Source organism: Ferruginibacter profundus (assembly GCF_054783275.1).
Genome location: NZ_BAAGQW010000003.1, coordinates 1,288,832 through 1,314,973, shown reverse-complemented (window position 1 = coordinate 1,314,973; position 26,142 = coordinate 1,288,832). Strand labels below are relative to the sequence as shown.

At 38.2% G+C, this 26,142-nt stretch carries 25 protein-coding genes and 1 tRNA gene; 25 read left to right on the top strand and 1 reads right to left on the bottom strand.

Annotation, left to right across the window (positions count from 1 at the left end; genetic code table 11):
- The first annotated feature begins 14 nt into the window (after nucleotides 1-14).
- The 22 genes from feoB to ACYVM0_RS25175 all read left to right on the top strand — a co-directional run bounded on the left by feoB (nucleotide 15) and on the right by ACYVM0_RS25175 (nucleotide 21,002).
- On the top strand, nucleotides 15-2,135 hold the full coding sequence (feoB, locus tag ACYVM0_RS25280; RefSeq protein ID WP_460561948.1) for a ferrous iron transporter B: 2,121 nt from the start codon (nucleotides 15-17) through the stop codon (nucleotides 2,133-2,135).
- Between the two features lie 133 nt (nucleotides 2,136-2,268).
- On the top strand, nucleotides 2,269-4,680 hold the full coding sequence (locus ACYVM0_RS25275; protein ID WP_460561946.1) for an outer membrane beta-barrel protein: 2,412 nt from the start codon (nucleotides 2,269-2,271) through the stop codon (nucleotides 4,678-4,680).
- Nucleotides 4,681-4,693: 13 nt separating this feature from the next.
- Nucleotides 4,694-5,581, top strand: a complete 888-nt coding sequence (locus tag ACYVM0_RS25270; protein WP_460561944.1) for a TraB/GumN family protein — start codon at nucleotides 4,694-4,696, stop codon at nucleotides 5,579-5,581.
- A gap of 46 nt (nucleotides 5,582-5,627) precedes the next feature.
- Complete coding sequence (locus ACYVM0_RS25265) at nucleotides 5,628-5,846, top strand: class I lanthipeptide (RefSeq protein WP_460561942.1); 219 nt, start codon at nucleotides 5,628-5,630, stop codon at nucleotides 5,844-5,846.
- A gap of 27 nt (nucleotides 5,847-5,873) precedes the next feature.
- Nucleotides 5,874-6,089 (top strand): hypothetical protein, encoded by a 216-nt coding sequence (locus tag ACYVM0_RS25260; protein ID WP_460561940.1) that lies wholly within the window; start codon nucleotides 5,874-5,876, stop codon nucleotides 6,087-6,089.
- Nucleotides 6,090-6,121: 32 nt separating this feature from the next.
- The gene (locus ACYVM0_RS25255) at nucleotides 6,122-6,331 is read left to right on the top strand and encodes a class I lanthipeptide (RefSeq protein WP_460561938.1); all 210 of its coding nucleotides are present in this window, start codon (nucleotides 6,122-6,124) and stop codon (nucleotides 6,329-6,331) included.
- 52 nt (nucleotides 6,332-6,383) lie between these two features.
- Nucleotides 6,384-6,590, top strand: a complete 207-nt coding sequence (locus tag ACYVM0_RS25250) for a class I lanthipeptide (protein ID WP_460561936.1) — start codon at nucleotides 6,384-6,386, stop codon at nucleotides 6,588-6,590.
- Nucleotides 6,591-6,695: 105 nt separating this feature from the next.
- Nucleotides 6,696-6,917, top strand: a complete 222-nt coding sequence (locus ACYVM0_RS25245) for a class I lanthipeptide (RefSeq protein ID WP_460561934.1) — start codon at nucleotides 6,696-6,698, stop codon at nucleotides 6,915-6,917.
- 133 nt (nucleotides 6,918-7,050) lie between these two features.
- Nucleotides 7,051-7,272: a class I lanthipeptide gene (locus ACYVM0_RS25240; RefSeq protein ID WP_460561932.1), complete on the top strand. Its 222-nt coding sequence runs from the start codon at nucleotides 7,051-7,053 to the stop codon at nucleotides 7,270-7,272.
- Between the two features lie 94 nt (nucleotides 7,273-7,366).
- Nucleotides 7,367-7,438: transfer RNA gene (locus ACYVM0_RS25235), tRNA-Glu, on the top strand.
- A gap of 26 nt (nucleotides 7,439-7,464) precedes the next feature.
- Nucleotides 7,465-7,653 carry a hypothetical protein gene (locus ACYVM0_RS25230; protein WP_460561930.1) on the top strand — a complete coding sequence of 63 codons (189 nt, stop codon included), beginning with the start codon at nucleotides 7,465-7,467 and terminating at the stop codon, nucleotides 7,651-7,653.
- Between the two features lie 125 nt (nucleotides 7,654-7,778).
- Nucleotides 7,779-10,934: a lantibiotic dehydratase gene (locus ACYVM0_RS25225; RefSeq protein WP_460561928.1), complete on the top strand. Its 3,156-nt coding sequence runs from the start codon at nucleotides 7,779-7,781 to the stop codon at nucleotides 10,932-10,934.
- A gap of 17 nt (nucleotides 10,935-10,951) precedes the next feature.
- Complete coding sequence (locus ACYVM0_RS25220) at nucleotides 10,952-13,135, top strand: peptidase domain-containing ABC transporter (RefSeq protein WP_460561926.1); 2,184 nt, start codon at nucleotides 10,952-10,954, stop codon at nucleotides 13,133-13,135.
- Between the two features lie 25 nt (nucleotides 13,136-13,160).
- Nucleotides 13,161-13,892, top strand: coding sequence for a hypothetical protein (locus ACYVM0_RS25215; RefSeq protein ID WP_460561924.1), 732 nt, complete (start codon nucleotides 13,161-13,163; stop codon nucleotides 13,890-13,892).
- Between the two features lie 85 nt (nucleotides 13,893-13,977).
- Nucleotides 13,978-14,133 carry a hypothetical protein gene (locus ACYVM0_RS25210; RefSeq protein WP_460561923.1) on the top strand — a complete coding sequence of 52 codons (156 nt, stop codon included), beginning with the start codon at nucleotides 13,978-13,980 and terminating at the stop codon, nucleotides 14,131-14,133.
- Nucleotides 14,134-14,172: 39 nt separating this feature from the next.
- A complete protein-coding gene (locus ACYVM0_RS25205) occupies nucleotides 14,173-14,700 on the top strand; it encodes a DinB family protein (protein ID WP_460561921.1) in 528 nt (175 codons plus the stop codon).
- A 99-nt stretch (nucleotides 14,701-14,799) separates the two neighbouring features.
- Complete coding sequence (locus ACYVM0_RS25200; RefSeq protein WP_460561919.1) at nucleotides 14,800-14,988, top strand: hypothetical protein; 189 nt, start codon at nucleotides 14,800-14,802, stop codon at nucleotides 14,986-14,988.
- Between the two features lie 119 nt (nucleotides 14,989-15,107).
- A complete protein-coding gene (locus ACYVM0_RS25195; protein WP_460561917.1) occupies nucleotides 15,108-16,493 on the top strand; it encodes a S41 family peptidase in 1,386 nt (461 codons plus the stop codon).
- Nucleotides 16,486-17,595, top strand: coding sequence for a sensor histidine kinase (locus tag ACYVM0_RS25190; protein WP_460561915.1), 1,110 nt, complete (start codon nucleotides 16,486-16,488; stop codon nucleotides 17,593-17,595). The genes ACYVM0_RS25195 and ACYVM0_RS25190 overlap by 8 nt, the downstream gene beginning before the upstream one ends.
- A 10-nt stretch (nucleotides 17,596-17,605) precedes the next feature.
- Nucleotides 17,606-18,331 (top strand): LytR/AlgR family response regulator transcription factor, encoded by a 726-nt coding sequence (locus tag ACYVM0_RS25185; protein ID WP_460561913.1) that lies wholly within the window; start codon nucleotides 17,606-17,608, stop codon nucleotides 18,329-18,331.
- A gap of 98 nt (nucleotides 18,332-18,429) precedes the next feature.
- Nucleotides 18,430-19,644, top strand: coding sequence for a glycoside hydrolase family protein (locus ACYVM0_RS25180; RefSeq protein WP_460561911.1), 1,215 nt, complete (start codon nucleotides 18,430-18,432; stop codon nucleotides 19,642-19,644).
- Between the two features lie 68 nt (nucleotides 19,645-19,712).
- The gene (locus tag ACYVM0_RS25175) at nucleotides 19,713-21,002 is read left to right on the top strand and encodes an alpha/beta fold hydrolase (protein WP_460561909.1); all 1,290 of its coding nucleotides are present in this window, start codon (nucleotides 19,713-19,715) and stop codon (nucleotides 21,000-21,002) included.
- Nucleotides 21,003-21,061: 59 nt separating this feature from the next.
- Here the strand turns inward: ACYVM0_RS25175 and ACYVM0_RS25170 are convergent, their stop codons facing one another.
- On the bottom strand, nucleotides 21,062-22,207 hold the full coding sequence (locus tag ACYVM0_RS25170) for a hypothetical protein (RefSeq protein ID WP_460561907.1): 1,146 nt from the start codon (nucleotides 22,205-22,207) through the stop codon (nucleotides 21,062-21,064).
- Between the two features lie 771 nt (nucleotides 22,208-22,978).
- Here ACYVM0_RS25170 and ACYVM0_RS25165 point away from each other — a divergent pair.
- The 3 genes from ACYVM0_RS25165 (at nucleotide 22,979) to ACYVM0_RS25155 (ending at nucleotide 26,090) form a co-directional block, all read left to right on the top strand.
- Nucleotides 22,979-23,338: a PadR family transcriptional regulator gene (locus ACYVM0_RS25165; RefSeq protein WP_460561905.1), complete on the top strand. Its 360-nt coding sequence runs from the start codon at nucleotides 22,979-22,981 to the stop codon at nucleotides 23,336-23,338.
- Nucleotides 23,339-23,439: 101 nt separating this feature from the next.
- On the top strand, nucleotides 23,440-25,653 hold the full coding sequence (locus tag ACYVM0_RS25160) for a PspC domain-containing protein (RefSeq protein ID WP_460561903.1): 2,214 nt from the start codon (nucleotides 23,440-23,442) through the stop codon (nucleotides 25,651-25,653).
- Nucleotides 25,654-25,700: 47 nt separating this feature from the next.
- On the top strand, nucleotides 25,701-26,090 hold the full coding sequence (locus tag ACYVM0_RS25155; RefSeq protein ID WP_460561901.1) for a hypothetical protein: 390 nt from the start codon (nucleotides 25,701-25,703) through the stop codon (nucleotides 26,088-26,090).
- The last annotated feature ends 52 nt before the right edge of the window (nucleotides 26,091-26,142 follow it).

The window sequence follows — 26,142 nt, the reverse complement described above, 5'->3', positions numbered from 1 at the left end:
GCAGCACCCAGATTTTGAGTAAAAAGTTAAACATAGCATTAGTAGGCAATCCCAATAGCGGAAAGACCTCACTTTTTAATGCCCTTACCGGCTTAAATCAAAAAGTAGGTAATTTCCCCGGTGTTACTGTAGATAAAAAAACCGGCACTACTACTATTGCTCCGGGTTTTGATGTTACTATTATTGACCTGCCCGGTACTTACAGCCTTTATCCCAAACGGGCAGACGAATGGGTGGCCTATAAAGTTTTACTGAACCAGGATGAAACAGTAAAGCCCGATATGGTTTTACTGGTGGCAGATGCCAGCAATCTTAAACGCAATCTTTTATTCTGTTCGCAGATCATCGACCTGAAAATTCCGGTTGTGGTGGCATTGTCGATGATGGACCTGGCGGCTAAAAAAGGAACGCAGATTGATATTCCGGGCCTGGAAAGAGAACTTGGCGTGCCAATAGTTTCTATTAATCCAAGAAAGAACAAAGGCATTGCGCCACTTAAAAAAGCAATAGAACTGGTGGCAGAGAAAATGCAGCAGCATGTGCCAAGGGATTTTATAGACATCAATGCCATTGCCGAAGCACCTATTACAGCATTAAAAAAGCATTTCCCCGAATTCAGTAATTACAGAACGGTTCATTATTTAATTAACCACGAACATTTTTTGCTGGATAATGCAACGCAGGAACTGGTTGAAAATATTGAACTGGAACATAAATTTAATCCTACCAAAACGCAGGCAGAAGAAATTATGCAGCGTTATGGCCGCATTAAACATATTATGCAGCAAACGGTAATAGAAGCCGATCCGCTACAAAGAACCCTGCTAACCGAAAAACTGGATAATATCTTATTACATAAATACTGGGGTTATATCATTTTACTATCCGTATTATTCCTGTTATTTCAAAGTGTTTTTTGGGTAGCGCAATACCCGATGGATGCTATTGAGTGGATATTCGGGCAACTGGGCGGTTGGCTGGGCACCCAATTGCCACAAGCGTGGTGGAGCGATCTGTTAATTAATGGCGTAGTGGCCGGTTTAAGTGGTATCCTGGTTTTTATACCGCAGATAATGATATTGTTTGGCCTGATAACCTTATTGGAAGATACCGGTTATATGGCAAGGATAAGTTTTTTAACCGATAAACTGATGCGTAAGGTGGGCCTCAATGGAAAAAGTGTGATGCCGATGATCAGCGGTTTTGCCTGTGCGGTACCCGCAATAATGAGCGCCAGGAATATCGAGAATAAAAAAGAAAGATTACTCACCATAATGGTAACCCCATTGATGAGTTGCAGTGCCAGGCTGCCGGTATACACCATTTTAATTGCATTGATCATCCCCTCTAAATTATACTTTGGCTTTTTAAGTTTACAGGGTTTGGTAATGATGGGCCTGTATTTATTGGGTACTGTAATGGCATTGATTGTTGCCTGGGTTTTAAAATGGTTTATTAAATCAACAGAACGTAGTTTTTTTATTTTAGAACTACCGGTATACCGTGGGCCAAGATGGAGCAATGCCTTAGCCACCATGATTGAAAAAGCTAAAATATTTGTGTTTGATGCCGGTAAAGTGATCATGGTAATAAGCCTGTTGCTGTGGGCTTTAAGTACTTACGGGCCTAAAGAAAAAATGCAGGCCGTTACCACTAAATACGAGCAACTGATTGCTGCAAACCCTTCGCAGGCGAATGAATTAAATAAACAACGCAAAACAGCTTTATTACAAAGCTCTTTTGCAGGTACCTTGGGCAAAGCTATTGAGCCTGCAATAAGGCCATTAGGGTACGATTGGAAAATTGGTATTGCATTGATCACCTCTTTTGCAGCAAGAGAAGTTTTTGTAGGCACCATGGCAACTTTATATAGTGTGGGAGAAGATGCGGATGCCAACAACAGCACCCTTCGCCAGAAAATGTCTGCCGCAGTAAGGCCGGATGGTACTAAGGTATATGACCTGGCTACAGGGTTATCGCTATTGATATTTTATGTACTGGCCATGCAATGTATGAGTACCCTCGCCATTGTAAAAAGAGAAACCCGCAGCTGGAAATGGCCGGTGATACAATTGATCTATATGACCGGGCTGGCTTATTTTATGAGTTGGCTGGTGTATGTGCTGGTAAAATAGACAGCATATACCGCTTTTCGTTTTTCATTTACAACATAAAAACTGCTTTTCACCCTTCTTAATCTTTCATTTGAGGAATTAATTAAATATAGTTTTTTCTGCTTTCTACTTTTATTAAACAAATCAGGAAGCAATGAAAAAAGCAGTATTTGATTTAAAAGTTCTAATTACAGCAACAATAATTTTTTTTAGTGCCGGTTTTTGTGCCGCACAAACATTTACTGTAAGCGGACGGGTATCTGATGCTGCACTTAAAACTCCCTTACATAATGCAACTGTTACAGTAAAATCAATTTCTGACAGATCATTTTTTAAAACTGAAATTACTGATGCAGCCGGCACATATACAATACCGGTTCCCCGTGCAGGATATTATAGCATTGAAGCTGGTTTTACAGGCCATACCTCCCGGCTTAAAGATTCGGTATTTATAGATGAGCAGCATGCTGTTATTGATGTAATTTACCTGGCAACAGCAGTGAAAGATCTAAAAGGGGTAACTGTAAAAGCAAAGCCAGCTTATCTGACACTTAAATCCGATAAGATCGTTTTAAACATTGCGCAAAGCCCGGTAGCTTCCGGCGGCAACGCATACGATGCCTTAAAAAACGCTCCGGGAATTATAGCCCAGGGCGATCAATTAAATTTCAGGGGAAAATCAATATCCGTTCTAATAAATGGCCGCCCCTCCAATCTTTCCGGCGACGACCTGGTAAATATGCTTAACAACCTGCAGGCCTCTGGCATTGAAAAAATAGAAATTTTACCCAACCCTTCTTCAAAATATGAAGCTACAGGAGCATCTGTGGTAAATATCATTTTAGTTAAAAACAAATCGTTCGGAACCAGCTATGTACTTACAACCGGTATAGGAACCGGTAAATATGTAAGGGCTAATACAGGCATTGATTTTAATAACCGGAATAAAAAAACGAATATTTACGGAGGGTACAGTTTTAATCACGAAGCCCAGTATTATAAGACCAATGGCTTGCGCTATGTAAGTAACGGCATCATTTCTTCTGATGAAGATGAAGTACGCAAAAGAAATAACCATGCAGCCAAACTTGGTTTAGATTATGATATTAATAAGAGGAACAGTTTTGGTGTTTTAATTACCGGTTACATTAATTACCGGGACAGGGATGTTATCAATACCGCTTCATTGCATTATATCACCAATACCGCTGATTCGGTATCAAAAGTATTTACAACCGGAAGGGCCATATTTAAAAACCCGGCGGTTAACTTCTATTACAAAACTGTACTTGACACAACCGGTAAAGAACTTGTACTTAATGCCGACTATCTTAATTATAATAAAACCTGGAACGATGATTTTATGAACAGGTATTATAATGCCTATGGTGAAGAATATATAAATCCTGATTACTTAAAAGATAATTCACCCGCAAATATTAATGTATATTCCTTAACTGCAGATTATACTATGCCCACTAAAAAAGCCAAATGGGAAATGGGTATAAAAACCGGCTACACTATTACGGATAATGATATTGTGTGGCAAACAAATACGGGCACCGGCTGGAAAACAGATGCAGGAAAAACCAATCACTTTATTTATAAAGAAAATGTAAATGCCGCTTATGCTAACTATATACGCAGTATAAAAAAGTGGAACTTACAAACAGGCTTAAGAATAGAACAAACCAATACTACGGGGCAATTGGTAACACTACAGCAGGTTAATAAAAAAAGCTATATCGATTTTTTCCCCTTTGTTCAGGCATCGTTTACAAAAAATCAAAATAACGAATTCGGGTTCAGTTACAGGAAAAGCATACAGCGTTTTGGATTTGAATTTGTGAACCCGTTCATTGTATATCAAAATCAATATGCATACAGTAAGGGTAATCCTGATTTAGATCCGCAGATCAATCATGCTTTTTCGATAAACTATTCATTAAAACAAAGCTTTACCATGGGGGTGGAATACTCACATTCAGTAAAATCGCTGGGGGTAAGCTATGCGTCGCAAAACAATGTTACGGTTTCCAGCTATGCTAATTTTAAAGGTTCAGATGTGGGTTACCTCTACCTTAACTATTCAAAAAAACTATGGCAGGTATGGCAAATGAATGCCAATGTATATGGCGGGTATTTTAAGTACAATGTAAACACCAACGCCTACACGCAGCAGCAAAGCCAGAACCCGTTTTATGGCATACAGCTGAGCAATAACCTGGCTTTTAAAAAAGGATTTACTGCAGATTGTTCAATTGCATACCGCAGCACATTGGTTTCGGGCATATTTGAAATGAAGCCATATTATTATGCCGACGCCGGTGTGGCAAAGAGTTTTTTAAAGAATAAACTGCTGTTCAAACTCTCTGTATCCGATGTTTTAAATACGCAGATCATAAAGATGCATACCGATTACCAGGGCGTGGTTTCAGATAAAAAAGTAAAACCCGAAAGCCGTTTCTTAAAACTCACCTGCCGGTACAGCTTTGGCAATAAAAATGTAAGGAGCAAGAGAGAGCGGCAGTCAAAATTATCCGATATAAAAAACAGAATTAACTAACAAAAAAACCGTTATGAAAAATATAATAACACTTGCGGCTACACTACTGTTTATAATGGCAGCAGCAGCACAAAAAACAACTTTGCAAAATACTATTTTATGGAAGGTTAGCGGTAACGGGCTGGCAGAAAACTCCTTTATCTACCTTACTGGGAAAAGTTGTGACCAAAACCTTAAACTTGATGAAAAATCAAAGAACGCTTTAAATGAAGTAAAAACAATAACAGCAGAATATGATTTATATGGCAGCAAAGATGCCGGTAAACTTGCCAGGGGAAACTTTGCCATTGCCGATTCGCAGAAAATAAAAAACAATCTCTCCGCCGGTCAGATAACAGCCTTTGAAAATAAACTTAAAGATGCAGGCTACCCTGTACAGGCATTACCGCAATTGCAGGCGTATAAAATGAATATGATTTATTATATGCTTGCTTCTGTTATAGGCCCATGCGGTACAGAAAGCCAGGGACTGGCGTATGAGATAGACTTACGCTCTATAGCAAAAAAAACCAATAAGGAGTTTGCCGTACTACAAAGTATTGATGATGTTTTAGCAGAATCAGGCAAAATAGATAACTACTACTGGAAAAAAAATATCAGTTACCTGCTCGATAATGAAGACAAAGTGAAGGCACAATATAAACAGGAAGCCGATTTATACAAGGCCAGAGATATAAAAGAATTGCAACAACTATATAATAACAACCCACTGTTTATGCAGTTGTATAAAACCGATATACAGAAGCAGCATGTTTTTTTCCTGGCAGATAAAATTGAGCAGGCGCTTAAAACAGGACCTTGTTTTTTTACAATACAGTTTTCCAATATTGTTTACAGCGATTTTTCTGTTTTTGACATACTGGCAGCAAAAGGGTATACCATTACCCCTGTTTTAAATTAAAATTCTGGAAATCATAATAAGGTGATAAAAATTAAATGTAACAAACATGAAACCGAATGAACCGAAAACAAAACTGGCGCTGAAAAAGCAGGCCATCTCTAATTTAACAAATCCGCAATTAAATGCTATTAAGGGTGGTAATGAAGAAGCATGGACCACTTCAAAAAGAGCCTGCACCGGATTTTTATGTTGCGAACCACCACCAACGATCAATTGCAGTTTTACAGATTGTACAGCCTGCTTTACAACAACGATTACAATTTAGCACCTGAAAAATTTTAAAAATACAGCAATGAAACGAAACCCGGATAAAGGAAGATTAAAGTTAAAGAAACAAGCAGTTTACAATTTAACAGCTACAGCATTGCATAATATTAAAGGTGGCAATGAAGAAGCCTGGACCACTTCAAAAAGAGCGTGTACCGGATTTTTATGTTGCGAACCGCAAACAGATGCCTGTCCAACGAATCTCACATGTACAACTATTTGCACAACAATATTTTTATAAAAGGCATTTAAAAAAACATACAAATACAAATTATGAAACCAAATCTTATCAAAAGAAAACTGCAACTTAAAAAGCAAGCCATTTCAAATTTATCCAATAGTGAACTGAAAATCATCAATGGTGGAATCGGAGAACAGGTGACAGAATCCCGGGTAACATATTGTTGTTCGCTAACCTGTACAGAATGTGCCACTACATTAACTACAATAACTGAAACTATCATAACAATCACTCTTTTGTAAAAGCAGGTGAAAATAAGGATGGGGTAATTACTAAAAATTAAAATCGTCAAACATGAAACAATACCAGGAAAAAGGAAAGCTGCAGCTTAAAAAGCAGGCCATTTCAAATCTTTCCTTAAACGAGATGAAAGCTATTAAAGGCGGCGCAGGTGATGGAGATGCCACCACCTCTTCCCAAATTCTTTGCTTTACCTGGTGCCTTACCCATACCATTTATGATTGTGCAACCCTGTTTACCTGTACCATTTCTGTGAACTGATAAAAAGTATAGCATTCAAAATATTTCTTTGGCCAAAAGGAAGAAGGGGAATCCGAAAACCTTAATAACAGAGTAGGAAATTATTAAAAATCAAAACCGACAAACATGAAACCAAATCCGGTTAAAGGCAAACTGCAACTTAAAAAGCAGGCTGTTTCAAATTTAACACACGCTGAATTAAGCACCGTTAAAGGTGGAGTAGCAGAAGCCTGGACAACATCAATTGGAAATTGTACAGGGTTTTTGTGTTGTACCGTTACACAAACCTGCGGTACACAATTATGTACTGTAAACCTTTGCCTTTCCTTACTTACAACCTTAGCTTAAGGATTGCAGTATTGAAACAAAGGTTTTTTTCAATGTTGAAATTATCCCCGGCATAAAGCCACGCCGATATGTCGGGGCATAATTTAACCGGTTTAAAATTTATAAAAGTTGTGTTTTGGCAAAATTTACAAACATGGAACCGAATCAAACCAAAAGCAAACTGCAATTAAAAAAACAAGCAGTTTCAAATTTGTCAAATGCAGATTTAAACACTATTAAAGGTGGTGCAGAAGAAGCCTGGACCACATCTATCGGAAATTGTACAGGCTTTGCATGCTGTGGCGAAACACAAACCTGCACCACTGCTCTTTGTACAGTAAGCCTATGTACTATTATCATTACAATTATTCTGTAACGAAGTAGTTTAAACATTGCAGGGTATATCAAAAATTGTCCCCGGCATGATCCAGATTTATGCCGGGGTATAATTAAGTTTTTAAAATTAAAATGCCGCATTGGTCAAGGGGTTAAGACGCATTCCTTTCACGAATGAATCACAGGTTCGATTCCTGTATGTGGTACATTTTTTTCTCCTTAAAATTTTAACATGAAAACCGGAAATCAAAAAATTAAACTGGGTAAAAAAACTATTTACAACCTTACAGGCAAGGGCCTGGCAAAAATAAAAGGAGGTGATGCCACCTGGACCATAACTACAACCCTGGCTTCAATTCTTGAGCAAACCTGCAAGTGTACATTTCCTCCAAAGTGCACTTCGGATAATGCAACTATGTAAGCAGAAAGCGGGGTAAAAAAATCCCCCGGCCAATAAAAGCCAGGGGGCATGTTTATAACAAGGTTACAAACATGAAACCTTAACAAAGGTAGAAAATATATTCAGTATTTAAAACTTATCGCACCATGGCAATACCGTATACATATCATCCCAAACTGGTTATGCGTACCCCTCAAAATCCATTACGTACTTCTGTTGGCACCGAGAATGATTTTTTACAACAGCTGCTGAAAGACAGGAGTTTCCTGGAAGCCCTGTTCCTTGCCTCGCCGGTATTGCACGAGGAACTCTTAAAATACGGACAAGGTGCTATGCCCGATACAAAAGGTATTAAAAAACTTATATTTTCTCTTACTAAATACCACCTGCGCATGAGTAACAGGTGCACGCCCTTTGGTTTGTTTTCTGGTTGCGCCGTAACGGAATGGGATGATAATGAAACATCAATAATAATTGATACCGAGAATAAACTTGACCGGCATACCCGCTTTGATATGCACTATCTCTGTGCCCTGGCGCAACATATTGCCGCACTCCCGTTTATAAAAAGCAAGCTGCTGTATTATCCCAACAGTGCGTTTTATAAAATGGCAGAAGAAATACGGTACGTGGAATACCACTACCGAAACGGGCGCCGCAAACATCTTATCAGCGCAGTACTGGCTTCAGATTATACATTGGACATACTGGAGGCTGCGGCCAATGGAATAACTGTACAGGATATGATCAACCGCCTGGTTGGAGAAGAGGTTACAGAGGATGAAGCAACAGCATTTATTGATGAAATAATTGCTGCACAACTGGTAGTAAGCGAAATGGAACCATCAGTAACAGGCAACGAATTTTTATACCAGATCATTGCTGCGCTTAAAAAAATTAATACCACATCTGAAATGGCTATCAATGAAATGATTGGCATGCTGGAGCAGATTAATACACTAATTCAGCATATTGATACCAATGGTATTAATGACAGTACCGAATACACTACGATTACCAACTACCTTAAAAAACTCAACATACCTTTTGAACTTAATAAATTATTTCAGTGTGATTTAAATATAAAGCTGTCGGCAAATAAAATAAACAGCAATATTAAAAATGAATTGGCAGAAACGCTGAATATTATTAACCTTACCAACAAAGCAATTCCAAACCCGAATCTTACCGCATTTGCCAGCCGGTTTTACGAACGCTATGAAGATGCAGAATTGCCCTTGCTGGAGGTTTTGGATAATGAGACCGGTATTGGTTATGCAGAACAACATACAGGAAACATAACACCGCTGCTGGATGGGATGGGTATTGCCGGTACACCCGGAGATAGTAAATTTGAATGGAGCGTAAGAGATAAATTTTTCTTTGGTAAACTGCTGGCAGCAAACGAAACCAGGCAAAATGTAATTGAATTTGAAGAATCAGATTTTAAGGATTTTAAAAATGGCTGGGACAGCCTGCCACCCTCTCTTTCTGTGATCTTCCGCTTGCTTGATGATAACCGTATTTTGCTTGAAAACAGCGGATCATCCAGCGCCGCAAATCTTTTAGCAAGATTTGCACATGGCAATAAAGATATTCATACTATAATTGACGATGTGGTGAAAGACGAGGATGAAAAAAACCCTTCGGTTATTTTTGCAGAAATTGTACATCTTCCCGAAAGCAGAATCGGAAATATTTTATTGCATCCTTCGTTCAGGAAATATGAGATTCCTTTTTTATCGAAGGCTGCTGTACCTGCTGATTGCCAGATTCCCCTACGTGATTTAATGGTAAGTGTAAAGGCGAATACTGTTTTTTTACGGTCAAAAAAACTAAATAAAATTATCATTCCAAGATTAAGCTCTGCCCATAATTATAGTTTTGGCGCCTTGCCTATCTACCAGTTCCTGGCCGATTTGCAATTGCAGGGAAAACAAGCAGGCATTCTTTTTAACTGGGGAATTTTGGAAAACCAGTTTAAACAATTACCCAGGGCTGTCTACAAAAACGTGGTATTAAAAGAAGCCCAATGGAATTTTGTAAAAAAGGATATTGAAATGCTGCTCAATAAACAGGGTAACGATTTTACTGCTGCAATTAACCAGTTTAAAGAAACATGGCGGTTACCTTCACTTATTGTACTGGCTGATGGTGATAACGAATTGCTGATTAACCTGGACGATAACTTGCTGGTGGAAGTGTGGCTGGAAGCTGTAAAAAACAGGAGCAGTTTTACCATTAAAGAATTTTTAGGAGGCACAAAAAGCAGCGCAGTAAAAGACAGTATTGGAAATTTATATGCCAACCAGTTTATTGCTGTGTTGATGCGTAATACAGCTGCTTACCATTTTCAGGAACCACAAAAAGAAGTGGCGTTGGCAACGGCCGAACAAAAGAACTTTGCATTGGGTACAGAATGGGTTTATTATAAATTGTACTGTGGCCATAAAACAGCAGATACTGTTTTGCAAAGCATAATTCAACCACTGGTTCAGCAACTGACAGCAAATAATATCATCGACTCTTTTTTCTTCATCCGCTACAACGATCCGCATTTTCACCTTCGTGTACGTTTTCATATTACAGCGATAGAAAATTTGGGCGTTTTATTAAAACTGGTACAACAGCATTTAGAGCCGTTTTTGCAACAACGGCTTATCTGGAATATTCAGAACGATACATATAAAAGAGAAATAAACCGGTACGGCCACCAAACCATTGCCGAGGCAGAAAAACTTTTTTTTCATGATAGCGTTGCCGTGTTAAAATTTTTAGACCAAACCGAAGGGGATAACAGGGAGCAGTTGCGCTGGCAATGGACCTTCAGGGCAATAGATGAATGGCTGAATGCATTTGATTACACAACAGCACAAAAGCTGGCGTTGCTGGAATTATTGAAAAATTCTTACCATACGGAATTCAATTCGAATAAATTTCTTAAAGAATTTCTTGGTAACAAATACAGGACGCATAAAACTGCTATAGAGCAAATTATGAATACTGCGATTAATGAAGGCCATCCGCTGTTTTCGCTGATCACAATTCTGCAAGAAAAAACTGAAGCAATGCGGCCTGTACTGATGACAATGTTAGAAAAAGAGAAAACGAAAAAAGCGTCTCCGGCACTATCAGAAACAATGGCCAGTTACATACACATGTTGGTAAACCGCATTGTTACCAGCAGTCCCAGGGAACATGAGCTGGTTATATACGATCTGTTGCATTGCTTTTACAAATCCAGGATTGCAAGGGAAAAGGCGGCCGATAAAAATATGATGGCATTAAAAATGGCAGTTTAACAACAAAAACAAATCACATGTTTAAGTTTCCTCATTATAAGCAGTACGACGAAATGGATTGCGGGCCATCCTGCCTGCGCATTATATGTAAATTTTATGGCAAAACCTTTTCGTTGGAATATTTCAGGTCGCTTACTTTCACAAGCCGGTCCGGAACCAGTATGCTTTCTTTAAGCAAGGCAGCAGAAAAATTAAAGCTCCGCACCATGGCGGCCAAACTCTCCTTTGATGATTTGATGGAAACACAACCGTTTCCCTGCATTGCGTACTGGAATCAAAAACATTTTCTTGTAATATACAAGATCAGAAAAAATAAAATTTACGTGTCCGATCCGGCACACGGCCTGTTAACCTACAACAAAGAAGAGTTCCTTAAATCCTGGTGTGTTGATAATGATAAAGGCATTATTTTATCATTGGAACCTACTTCCGAATTTCATGACGAACCCGATGAAAAACAAACCAGCTCAGAAAAAAACTTTGGCAGCATATTTAAGTATGTATTAAAATACAAAAGGGAAATGGTGCAAATAATTGCCGGGCTTGTGGTGGCAAGTTTGTTACAGGTTTTCTTTCCTTTTTTAACCAAAAGTGTTGTGGATATTGGTATTTATAACCGCGACATGCAGTTTATATACATGGTGCTGCTGGCACAGTTGATGGTTTTTTTAGGTAAAACAGCTATAGAGGTTTTAAGAAGTTATATGCTGCTTCATGTAAGCACCAGGGTTAACATTCACCTGCTTTCCGATTTTTTTATAAAACTCATGCGCCTGCCACTGGGATACTTTGATGCAAAAATGGTGGGAGATACCATTCAGCGTATCAGCGATCACAGAAGAGTGGAGAGTTTTTTTACTTCCGGCGCCATCAACTCTATCTTTTCCCTGCTGTCGTTATTGGTGTTTGGTGGTGTACTGGCTTTATACAGCCCGTTTATTTTCGCTGTGTTTTTAAGTGGCAGCCTGTTGTATATTTTATGGATCACACTTTTTATGAAAAAACGTGCTGCACTGGATTATAAACTTTTTGCACAAATGAGTGCCAACCAGGAAAAAAACTATGAAATGATAGTAGGCATGCAGGAAATAAAATTGCATAACGCAGAGCAGAAAAAAAGATGGCAGTGGGAATTATTGCAGATAAAGCTCTTTAAAATTAATATTAAATCGCTTTCCTTAAAGCAGTGGCAATCGGGAGGTGCAGTGGTTATTAACGAACTTAAAAATATTATCATCACCATTGTGGCAGCAGGCCTGGTGGTTAAAGGTAGTGTGTCCCTCGGTGTTATGCTTTCTGTTTCCTATATAATCGGCCAGCTTAATTCCCCTATTTTACAACTGGTAGAATTTTTTCAGTCGTACCAGGATACAACCTTAAGTTTGAACCGTATTAACGAGATCCATAATAAACCGGATGAAGAAAATATATACGACCAAAAGATCACAGAAATTCAGAGCGGCGATATCTGTATTGAAAACCTCTCATTTAAATATGATAATAACCCGGTTACGCCCTTTGTTTTAAAAGATATTAATATCACTATTCCGGCAAATAAGGTAACAGCTATTGTGGGTAGCAGCGGCAGTGGCAAAACAACACTTTTAAAACTACTGATGAAATTTTATGAACCCACTACCGGCACCATTACAATCGGCAACCAGCAATTCGGCAGCTTATCTAACAGTAAATGGCGTGATAAATGCGGCGTGGTAATGCAGGAGGGATATATTTTTAACGATAGCATTGAAAGTAATATAGCTGTAGGCGACGATGTGATAGATCTTATAAAACTCGAAAATGCAGCACAAATCGCCAATATCCAGGATTTTATTAAAACACTCCCGATGGGTTATAAAACCAAAATTGGTAACAACGGAATGGGCATCAGTACCGGGCAAAAGCAAAGAATATTAATTGCCAGGGCCATTTATAAAAACCCGGATGTATTGTTTTTTGATGAAGCCACAAGTGCACTGGATGCTAAAAATGAAAAGCTGATCACCGAAAACCTGAATACTATTTTCAAAAATAAAACTGTAGTTATAATTGCCCACAGGCTGAGTACTGTTAAAAATGCAGATAATATCCTGGTATTGCAAAACGGAAGTATTTCAGAATCGGGCCACCATAAAAAACTGATAACAGAAAAAGGATTTTACTACAACCTGGTGAGTAATCAACTTGAATTAGGTACCTGATCATTAACATTTAAAACTGTACAATATGCCTGGTCAAAATAATCAAACCCCATTGTATAACGATCTGGATGAAGTGTTGAATAAACCGCCCAAAAAAATGGTACGCTATGGAAATATGCTGCTGTTGCTGGTAATTATAATGGTTTGCTGTATTTCCCTGGTTGTAAAACACGAAGATATTATCGGGTGCAGGGCCACCATACTTCCCGAACATTTTGCAACCATACAATCGCCGCAAATAAAAACAACGGTAAAAAAATTTTACCTAAAACGTGATACACTGTTACATACAGGCGACACCATTGCGGTAGTAGCACCGGTTGCTGATAGCACTTTGCCAAACGAAATAGCTATAACAACGCCCTATGATTGTAAGGTTTTGCTTAAACGTATGCCGCAACAGGGAGAAGTATTACAACCTGTAACATCGCTGGTAAGTATAGCAGGCGCTCAAAATAAATTTGATGTGCAACTGGAGATACCGGAAGCATATACCCAAAAAGTACAACTCGGTTCAGCAGTAAAATTCAATGGCGGGTTTTTGTCGGGGCCGTTGCATGGAGAACCGGTTTGTACAATAATATCCACCCCTTACTTTGATACCATCTCAAAAAAGATGATTGCAGATGCCCGGTTGGTATTTATCTCAAAAAATAATACCTCACCCAAACCAAATTTTATTTTTAAACAAACTATGGCTGCCGGTATTGTTTCCGGAAAAAAAAGCCTTGCTGCAGCATTTACAGAGTTTCACTAAAACTTATCGCAGCTGTATAAAATATGTCTTTTATTTAAAACAGCATTGACAATAATGCATTGAATAATCCTTAAACAATACAAACATGAAACAAAAAAAAAGCAGGTTGAGTTTAAAGAAAAAAACGGTGCTTGCGTTTAAAAACAACCGTAATGTTTTACAAACCACCACCGGGGTTGAGTATTGCACACTGTCTGTTCAAACACTTGAAAGCTGTGTAACTAAAAAAGCAAACCAATAGGGCAAATGCCCCTTGAGGGCATTTGTTTTAAACAAAAACATGAGCACACTTAAGCCATATCCATTAATAAACGGCTATGACCAATCAATTGGCCAGGTAATTTGTTTCCTGGAATTTGCCAGGAGCTGTACGCTTAAAGTGGTGGAAAACCATACCACAGAAGACCTGGATTTTTTACCCGAAGGTATCAGCAATTCAACAGGCACATTACTCAGGCATATTGCAGCATTAGAGTTTCAGTTTCAGCAGGTAACTTTTTATAATCAAACGCTTAACCACCAACAAATGATTGAATGGTATGGTGGCTTTGCAACAGAACTATCACTTAATTATGTAAAGCGCCAGCCTTTAACCTATTATACTACTTTACTTGCAAAGCAACGAAATGAAACACTGGAACTTTTTAAAGCAAAAACAGATGAATGGTTGCTTGCAGATAACCCTGTTGTGCCTAAAGCAAACAATTTATTTTTTTGGTACCACCTTGCAGAAGACGAATTATCACATATGGGCCAGATAAAACTCATTTCAAAAATGCAGGCCAAAGATTGTAAAAACATTACGTAAAAATAGTTTCACCTATCGCAAAAGCCGTTTTGCGGATAAAATAAATTAATGGCTGTTCAGTTTTTTAACTTGTATCTCATAAATTTAAAACTATAAATCATGAACAAAAAGAACCTTACAATCAACAGCAGTAAAAAATTACAACTTAAAAAAACTGCTATTTCTAACCTGGCGATCAGCGACGAAAAAATGAAAATGCTTATTGGTGGCTTAGGTAATACTTTTGACACTTCTAATGCCGCAATAACAAATTGCACATCCTGGCCCACAACAAATGATACTAAATAGTTGTAAATTCAATTATTTAGCAAACCAAGGGGGTAAGCCAAATGTAATACCCCCATCTTTTTTAACGCTTTTACCGTGAGGTAAAGGCTATTTTAAGTTGAAAGACCCTTGTTTATATTATGAATAAGCTGGTATGTATATTTATTTTTTGTTGGGGCTATATTTTTTTTGCACAGGCGCAGCAAACGACATCAATTAATAAAGATGTGGATTTCATTATTCAAAAAATAAAAACAGTTTATGCCGGTTACGATAGTACTATTTATGTAAAGCCCTTAAAAAAACTAAGCAAAGAAATTACAGTACAACCCATAAGCGATACACTTTCAGCATATTCAAAGCTAACAGCGCTTTTTAACGACCAGCACCTGGCATTATATGAACTAAGGCTGACAAAAAATATTGATTTAACTGCCTGCTCCGCCAATGTTGCATACCTGAAAAATGCGGCAGCAGCGCCGGCGCAAAATAATAAGTACGAAGGCTATTGGATAAATGATATCAACACCCAGGTGATTTACCTGAAATACGCAGGCAGTGATGAATATTACGGGTATTTAACAGAGTCAGACAAGGATATTCCTGAAGGATACAAAATAATAAAACTCTACAAAAACTTTAAATCTCAAAGAACTGTTGATTATACAGATCCCGTAAGGCAGTTCAGAACAATTACAAAGGCTTTTTTCAAAAACCACACTACATTATGTGTCGGTACTTTTTCAAAGTGGTATAAAATAAAGAATTATAATGCCCATTATCTTGCTTCCAAAAAACCATTTATTGAAAAACCTTCCGTTGTTGCGCTGGATAGTAATAATGTATTGATTAAAATGCATGACTTCAGTTCGAGAGGAATTGCAAAGATATACGACAGCCTTATTACAGTGCATAAAAACATTTTAGCAAACTGTAAAACTTTAATTATTGATATCAGGAATAATGCCGGCGGAACAATAAACAGTTTTTTTCCGTTACTTCCATTTTTTGGTGATCAGCCAATTGTTACTGTGGGCGCCTATAAACTATGCAGCCAGGATTTAATTGATGATGCTTTGGCCGATAAAAAATTTTATGCATCAAAGAACGATACCGCTAAAATTAATGAACTTAACAGTGCGATAAAAAAAATGGAGGATAACAAAGGGCATTTTATTTACCTGCAACCCGATACGATAAAGTTTAAAAAAGAAACATCAAAAATTAAAAATGTTGCGTTGCTGATTAACCATGGCTGCCGAAGTGCTGCCGAATTGATGGTATTATATTTAAAACAACAGGCCATTGTAAAAACTTTTGGCGAAAATACCGGCGGCGCCGTTGACTATCTTGATTTACTGACTTACCGCTTACCGCAAACAAATTTTATATTCTGGGTAGGCACTACAAAACGAGAAATAACAACACAGCAACCTAAATTTGATAATACCGGCATAAAGCCGGATGTGCAAATAAATGAAAATACAGAAGACTGGATCCAGGTAATAAAGAACTACTATGAGTAAATTAAAATATCATCTTATTGGTGTTGGTATTTATACAGCCACTGTATCTTTTATAGATTTCGGGCTTAACGATAATGTAAACTTCAGCTTGTTTTTTAATGTTTTGCTACACCAGGTCTGGGTTTTTTATACGGTATATGCTTTTCTTTACTTTGCATTTCTTAAAAGCCCCAAAAGGATCTCATTGGGTATATTTTTCTTACTCATCAGCCTGGTGATTTCTTATGGTTTTGTTTATTGGTACAGGTATGCCCAAAACCCCGGTAAACCGATAGATCTTTTTACCAAAAAAAACCTGATCAGTATTATTACCTATTACTTACATTTTTCCTTATATTCTATTGGTTACTTTTTCTTTGAGCGTTCGTTGCAAAACCAGCGCAAAGCTGCATTGCATGAAAAAAATATTATCCTCACAGAAAAGAAAAATCTTGAAAACGAAAATAAGATACTGCTGTTGCAGGATGAAAAGGCTACGCTGAACAGTAAGCTATTTCAGTCAGAAACTAATTTTTTAAGGGCACAGATAAACCCACACTTTCTTCAAAACTGTTTAAACTTTTTATATTCCGATACCAGGAAAACAAACCCTGATGCTGCCGAGGCAATTCTGCTACTGTCTGAACTGATGCGGTACTCTGTAGCAGATAATAGTGCCACCGGGGGGATGGCAATGCTGGAAGACGAATTAAACCAGGTAGAAAGCATTATCAACATTAACCAGCTGAGGTTTAAGGAAAGCCTGAATATTGTTTTTATAAAAGACGGCAATGTTTTAAATAAAAGAATTGTGCCAATGATACTGCTTACACTAGTTGAAAACCTTATTAAATATGCTGATCTTAATGATACCCATAACCCGGCACGTATTCATTGCACTGTTAATGAAGCAGAAAACAAAGTGCTTTTTACAACCATTAATAAAAAAGCATTCGCAGCCGCAACCACCTCCTCGGGCCTGGGCTTTAAAAATATTAATGAACGGCTTACATTAATCTGGCAGGATAGCTTTACCTTAACCCACAATGATGCCAATGGTTTTTTTACTGTAAACCTGGTAATGCCATTTATTAATATTAAACCCGTAGGTACTAAAAACTAAAATTGCTCTTATGATAAACTGTTTAATAATAGACGACGAGCAACCTGCTATTGAAATTATAGAAGATTATGTAAAAAAAGTGCCGTACATGAAATGTGTGGCAACCACCACCAATCCTGTGGAGGGCCTGGCAATAATTAATAAAGAAAACATCAATCTCGTTTTCCTGGATATTCAAATGCCGTATTTAACCGGTATTGATTTTGTAAAAGCCATACAGGGAAAATGCAAAGTGATCTTTACTACAGCTTACGATAAATTTGCCATTGAAGGTTTTGAACTGGATATTATTGATTACCTCTTAAAGCCGGTACCCTTTACACGGTTTTTAAAAGCAGCCCAAAAAGCTTTTGATATTTTTGAATCTGAAGAAAATAAAAAACCAGTTGCAGGCATACCAAACTATATAATGCTAAGGGGCGATACCAAGGGATCTTTTGTAAAAGTGGAACTTGCGGATATTGATTATATAGAAGCAACCGGTAATTATGTTTGCGTGGTGTGTGGCAACAGGAAAATAATTGCCCATACCAAAATGAGTACACTGGAAAACCTGCTGCCTGCCGAACAGTTTATAAGGGTGCAGAAATCTTACATCGTAAACATTTTTAAAATTGCTACAATTAACGGTAATTCTATTAAGCTGAAGAATAACGAAAAAGCAGATATCATTATTGGAAGTACCTACAAAGAGGCTTTTTTGGAAATTGTACGCAACAGGTTGGCAGACAACTAATAATATTTTACCTACGATAAACAGCTTTTTACAACAGAGAAAAGAAGGTTTACAAAATATAATTTACTATACGCTGTTATTGCTGAATCTTTGGTGGTATGGAAACAGAAACTACTACCTCCGCAATAAATTTAAAAGATACAGCACGGCAAAAAATAAGTGCGATCAATAATATCCTGCAGACAAATACTGCCTATCACCACGGTTTTTTAGGTGGTAGCCTGGGTTTATTATACTATTATTTTAATGCCCATAAAGTATTGCAATCCCCCGCTATTTTAGAAAAAGCCGAAGACCTGCTGGCACAGGTTTTTGAAGATATCAATGAAAGCGGCAGGGGATTAATAGGGGCATCTTTAAGTAATGGTGCTGCAGGCTTTGCCTACACGGTAAATTACCTGCAAAAAGAAGGATTGATAGATTTTGACATAGCTGCTGAATTTTCAGACATGGACAGCTTTTTGTTTAATACAGCTGTTGAACAACTGAAAAGAGATGAGATTGACTACTTACACGGAGCACTTGGGGTGCTGTTTTATTTTACAAGCCGGGATAAAAATGATGCAGGAGCAAAAAAATATGTTACAGCACTTACCGAAGCGGTTTGCAATAAAGCAATGGTAAATCAAAACGGGTTGTGGTTTAAAAATTACAGCATCGAGCGCTTAAAAGATCCGGACACTGCTGATTTGGGCCTGGCACACGGCCTCTGCGGTATGCTGATGATCTTAATGAATGCATGGCCTTTTTTAGATGACAGGCAATTACTTGAAAAAACCATTATTGCAGGAATTGATTTTGTACTCTCTAATCAAATACCTACCGATCCTGCCGAAGAAGAATTCTCCATATTTCCCGTATCGGTAAATACCGGGACCAATAAAATTACCAGCATAAACAGGCTGGCATGGTGCTATGGCGATTTAAATGTGGTGCTTTTATTATACCGTGCCGGGCAATTATTTTTAAATAGCGAATACACCGAAAAAGCCGACGAAGTAGGTATTAAAACACAGGAAAGAAAATCGGGTAAAAACACTTTGTGTGCAGATACACATTTTTGCCATGGTACAGCCGGCCTGGCACAATTTTACCTGTGCCTGTATAATGAAAGCGGGCACTTCAGCTACTACAGAACCTATGAGTACTGGATTGAAAAAACAATAGCCCTGGTAGATAATGAAATTGCCAACAACGCCTATGCGGCAAACGTGGTGGGAATACTGGAAGGATGGGCAGGAGTTGCAATGGTACTTACAGAATATATTAACGAAGGCGAAGCAATGAATTGGGGAAAAGCATTTTTGCTGTAAAATACCTGTATCATTATCAGTAACCACTGCCAAAACACACTCCTGTTAAGGGCTAAAAAATACCGGCTATGAAAAAATATAAATTCTTTTTACTGATGTTCTTTCTTTTTAATAATTACTCTTTATTAAGCCAGAATACTGCTGCTGCAGAAATGGGTGCTGTAAGGCAAAAAATTGCTATCAGGGAATTCAGGGGGCGGCAAATTACTTTAGAGGCAACAGTAAGGGTAAGGCAGATTGATGAAAAGGCCGGTGCTATTTTATTTTTAAAAGTGCTGAAAGAAAACGGGCAACCCGGGGCTGTCTTTTATTCAAGCCCGTCTATTTATAAAAACAGCTGGAACACCTATACACTTAGCGGTAAACTTGATGATGATGCCGACACTTTAAGTTTTGGCAGTTTATTTAGCGGAAAAGCCATTTACAGTTATGATAGTTTTACACTGCGGGTAAACGAACAAATAATACCCTGTAAAGACAATGGATTTGAAAACACGGAAGATATAAAAAACTCCCCATGGGCGGTACCGCTTTTACCCAAAGGGTTTTTAGTAAATATTTCATCGGCATATGCGTTTGAAGGAAAACGTTGCCTTGTTATTGACGGATCAGGAGGCGCCGAACTAAACACACCGGGAGAAAATGACAAGGCCGGTGCGGTTGCAAATATTAATGGCGTTAAAATTTATTATGAAATCTATGGTAGTGGCGAACCATTATTGTTGCTTCACGGTAATCAGCAGGCCATTGCTGTGTATAAAGACCAGGTAAAAGAATTCTCAAAATATTATAAGGTTATTGCGGTAGATACAAGAGGACAGGGAAAATCTACCAGCGATGATAAAATGTATACGTATGATTTATTTGCAGACGATATGAACGAGCTGCTGAACCAGTTACACCTGGATAGTGTGAATATTGTTGGCTGGAGTGATGGTGGTAATACGGCATTAATAATGGCCATGAAATACCCGGCTAAAGTAAAAAAAGTGGTAACCATGGGAGCCTGCGTTTTTATTGATAAAACGGTGGTAGACAAAAAAGTTTTTCGCCAGGTAAATACGGTTATTGAAAAACTGAAGAAAGATACTACAGGCAGTAACCTAAATACAATACGGCTTTACAATTTATTGATCACAGAACCCAGGCATAGTTACCAGGATCTTAAAGCAATTTCCTGCCCCGTTTTAGTAATGGCAGGCCAAAAGGATATAATTAAAGAAGTACATACAAAAGGAATAGCAGCCCACATCTCTAAATCACGGTTATTAATAGCGGCTAAACAAACACACTATTACCCGGTGGAAAATCCCGCTGCATTTAATGAACAGGTATTGAATTTTTTAAAAGAAAAATAGTCCTTATGAATATCAAAGAGCCATGGCTTTTTGCATGGCTCTTTCTTATTATTTTTTGCTTACCAGTCTACCGCATAGGTGATCCTGTTTTTTACCTGTGGATATATTTTACGGTACAACTCATTTAACACATCTTCTTTACGGGGCTCATTGTAATTCCTGTTATTAATAATGGCCCAGTCGTTAGTATCTAATGCACGGCTGTCGCCGGTATAGGTTGCATGTTCTTCTTCCCAGCGGTAGTCGTCACTGTAACTGTTATAGCTGATGCTTTTTCGTCTATTCACGTCAGTTATGTTTACATCCATCTGGCCACGGGCCGTAAAGGATTGTTTGGTAATATTGATAGTGGCGCTTACTGTTTGATACTTTGTTTTACCACTGGTATCCCGGCCATTTTCAATCTGCTTGCTTACGTTACGGCTATAGGTGTAAGAGGTTGGCCTTGGTATATTCATGTTACGCAAGGTTAAATCCACTACCCAATCAGGTTTTATATTATCCCTCCTGGCTTCCCAATCGGTATAAAACTTAGCGGGGTAACGGCTGGCATAAGTGCTGCCCAATTCACGTATTAAGGTCTGCTGAAAATATTCGTTGCTGTAGTTGTAGCCGGTATTGCCCCAACCGGTATTAAAGAAAAAAGAATTATCCTGTACGGGATTAACCACCACGTTGATGATAGCATTCTGAAATGCTTCGTCCATTTTTGATTTGGCATCCCTGTAACCATTCACATAATTATCCGATCTTTTAAAATAGTTGTAGGCTTTTTTTGCATCGTCCCTTCTGTCGCTTTGCAAAAAACCTGCAGCCAGCTGATAATAATCTTCTGCAGCTGATTGCCTGGCATCATAAATATCATTCTGATAATTGGCTGCATTTACCAAACGGCTTGCGGCACCGGAACTGCTGATGGCTTCATACATTTGTTGCAATGTGCTGTATTCGGCAATCACTTTGTCCCAGCGGCCGATATCTTTATAAGTTTTATAGGCATTGATCCTTTTCAGGTGTACCTGCTGCACCCTTTCATAAACAATGGGCAATGCCCTGGTGGCAGAATCATCGCTGCTGCGCTTGTTTAATGTTTTAACAATGTCAAACAATGTTTTGTCCTCATCACCCCGGGATAAATAATCCTTGGTGGTTTTGCAGGATGTTAATAAAAGTACTGTTGCAGTAATAAGTAAAAATTGTTTCATATTTAGGTTCCTCCTTTACAGCTATATTACAAAGCCGGTGCCATTGAAGATAAACGAATTGTTGTTGTATATATTTTAACGTTTGAGTTTTTATTAACTTATTGGCCAGTGTTCGATGCAACCAATTTGTTCTACCTCCTTTTATTGCTGTAAACTTGGGTGCTTGCAGGTTTTTCTGATTTCTGCTTCCGGGGTGCTGTATTATAGGTACCAGAATCGCTTTTTCCTGCAGGTACTACCGGCTTTACCCCGGCCCTGGTACGGAATAGCCCTGAAGATGATACGGAGTAACCTGCCTTTTGCCCCGTCTTTTTCCTGTGTATAACAGGGATGTCGTATAGCGATATGATGGCTTGACCATTATTTTATATTTTAACTGAAGCGATTACCATCTTCCGGTTTTTAAAAGCCGGCTCCGATACATGACCTTGTTTTCCCCAAAAATCCCCCAGATTTTCGCCACTCAGCCCTAAAAATTTGCCATTCATCAATTCCCGGGAATTTTATAAAATAGCCATAATCTGACCAAACCCTTTACTGTATTGATTTCTGTGCTAAACAGACTAATAGCCAGCACCCACTACTGTAAAAAATATGGTATTATGTGTTGCATAGTACTGAAATAGTATTATCTTTGTGATGTGATAGGGAATAAACCGGTACAAAACCTTTTCACAACAGTTCTTAGGATCGGCTCACGACAAATCATTTAGCCATGAAAAATGAGCAGATCAAAATAAAGTATAGCCATGAATTTTAAATTAAGAAGCCATGAACATTGATAACACAGCCAGCCAGATGCGGAAAGGAGTACTGGAATTTTGTATCCTTTCGGTGATTAAGCAGGGGGAAGCCTATCCTTCGGATATTATCGACAAGATGAAAGCAGCCAATTTCAACTTGCTGGAAGGAACACTTTACCCCCTGCTTACAAGGCTTAAAAACGCAGAATTTTTAACCTACCGATGGGTAGAGAGCAACAGCGGGCCGCCACGAAAGTATTTTTCCTTAACTGAAAAGGGCGCAAATTTTTACAAAGAACTGGAGGCAACGTGGAATGAATTGTCCAATGCTGTAAAAGCTGTAACCGATGTGGATGCTAACAACAACCTTAACAATAACCCTGTATAAAACCGGGATCAAAAAAACTTCAACAACCCTTAATAAACAAAAAGTATAGCCATGATTTGTTTTTTAAGCCCATCAACTAACGAAACAAAAACTATTTAGCCATGAAACAAGTAATCAATATAAATTTCCAGGGCCGGGTGGTACCAATAGAAACCACTGCCTTTGAAATATTAAAAAACTATACCGACAGTCTCAGCCGCCACTTTGCCAACGAAGAAGGTAAAGAAGAGATCATCAATGATATTGAAAGCCGCATTGGCGAACTCTTCCAGGAAAGATTAACCAAAGGTGCTACCTGTATTACCGATGATGATGTAAATGCAATCATTAACAGTATTGGCCGCCCTGAGGATTTTGAACCTATGGATGATGCGCAACCTGCATCTTCTGCCTCGGCTTCATCATCATCTTCTTCTAACGCTTACCAGCAGCAATCTGCCAATAGCAGTAACGCAACAGGCCATAAAAGATTATTCAGAAATGAAAACGATAAAGTATTGGGTGGTGTGTGCAGTGGTTTGGCCAACTATTTTAATATAGATGTGGTGGTGGCAAGGATCATTTTTGTAATACTGTTGTTTTCGGGTATCGGGTTTTTAACCTATATCATTATGTGGATTGCTGTACCCAGCACTGCAAGTGCAGCAATTGGCAGCACCAGAAAAAAATTATTCCGTGATCCGGACGAGAAGATGATAGCAGGTGTATGTAGCGGTATCGGTAATTATTTCGGTATCAATCCATGGATACCAAGAGCCTTATTCCTGTTGCCATTTCTTTCTTTTCTTTCCCGTTGGGGCCATTGGGGCGGCTTTTGGGATTTTGGTGATGTTATCCGTTTCACCTTTAGCCCTACATCATTAATAGTGTACATTATTTTATGGATAGTAATACCTGAAGCAATAACCACATCGGAAAAACTGGAAATGAAAGGTGAGAAAGTTGATATGCACTCTATAAAAAATTCTGTAATAGAAGAAATGAAAGGAGTGGGTAAAAAAGCATCCAGCTTTGGTAAAGAAGCATCGGGTATGATCAATGAAAAAGCAAAAGTAATGGCAGGCGATGTACAAAACTTCAGCAGGCGCAGCCGCGGCGGATTGGGGAATGTAATTGCCATGATAGCTAAAATATTTGCCTACTTTATTATTGGTTGCGTGTGCTTTGGATTAGTAATGGGTTTATTCGGACTGGGTATTTTTTCAATCGGTGTTTTTCCATTGAAGGATTATATACTTAAAGGCACATGGCAGAACTTTTATGCCTGGGGTACATTGGTATTATTTATTGCAGTGCCTATCATCGGTATCATTACCTGGCTGATAAGAAAGATCGCCAAGATGAAAAGCAACAGCAAAATACTGCGCCTTACTTTTGGCAGCTTGTGGACTTTGGGTTGGGTTTGTATCATAATGCTTATTGCAACTGTTACACGTGATTTTAAATCTTCAAGCCGTTTAGACGAACAACCTGTTGCATTAACTAACCCACAGGTAAATAAGCTGGTGGTTACTTCATCACTGCCATTTACTAAAAAATATTACGGCCGCAACTGGATTCGTTTTGAACCTTTTGAAAACTTAATTGACGATGATACTGCATACGTAAGAAATGTATATGTGGAAATTGCAAAATCTCCTAACGACAGCTTCCAGGTAACTATGAAAAAAACAGCAAGGGGGTATTCTAAAAATGATGCTACTGCGCTTGCCAACCTGATACAGTTTAATGTAGCACAAAAGGATTCTATATTGTTATTAGATAAAGGCATTGCCATTAATAAAACAGATAAGTTTCGTAACCAGATGGTTATAATAACAGTGTATGTGCCTGTTGGAAAACAAATACGTGTTAACAAAGGGATCGGCTGGCCGGTACATTTTGGAGCCGGCAGGTGGGATAACGATTGGGACAATGATTACTACGATTCTGAAGAGGATATCAGGTGGCAGAGTGATGTGGATTATGTGATGAAAGCTGACGGATTATATACTTTAACCGGAAGAAAAGCTGATGGCTGGAATGACAAGGAAGAGAAAAAACAAAAAACAAATAACAGGAGCGGTAGTAGTTACAGGTACGATAAAATACAGGATTCACTAGAAAGAAGGCAGGATTCTATTGAAAATAGAAATCAACATAAAATAGATTCTATTGAAAGAAGAACACAATATATTAAAGACTCTATAGACAGGCAATCTGAAAAAGAAAAAAGCAAACTGGAAAACAGCAATGGTAGGGTGCAGAGTAATGAACCCGGAGATTTAAGTACCATCATAACACCGGGGATTAATATTTTAACCAACATCAATTAAGATCATTGCAATAATAAACCATTCATTCATCCCAAAACTAACCATATATGAAAGTTCGTTTTGTTCTGGTTGCAGGTGTTTTATTTTTCTTAAGTGTTTTTTCATCCTGCCACCGGCATCGCCACTATCATGATGTATCTATTTCGATAAATGATGATGAGGATATATACCAGTTATCAGCAAGATTTGATGATAGAAAAACAAGGGCTGTAGAAAATTATATTCACGAGTATACAGATGCCGCTGACATTTTTAAGTATGGAGGTCACGGTAATATGGACGCCACTTTAATACTTGATGATGAAAGCAAAGTGTATGTCAAATCACGTGAAGGCTGGTTGAAAATAAAATTTAATAAAGACGAGAATTCAGAAGAAGCTTACGAACGGGTAAAAGATATGTGCGAAGGCATCAAAGAAATTTTAGCCAAAAATTAATACAAAATAGTTTCGAAAGTTGAGTTGAAGTTGAAACACAAAAGTCCTGCCA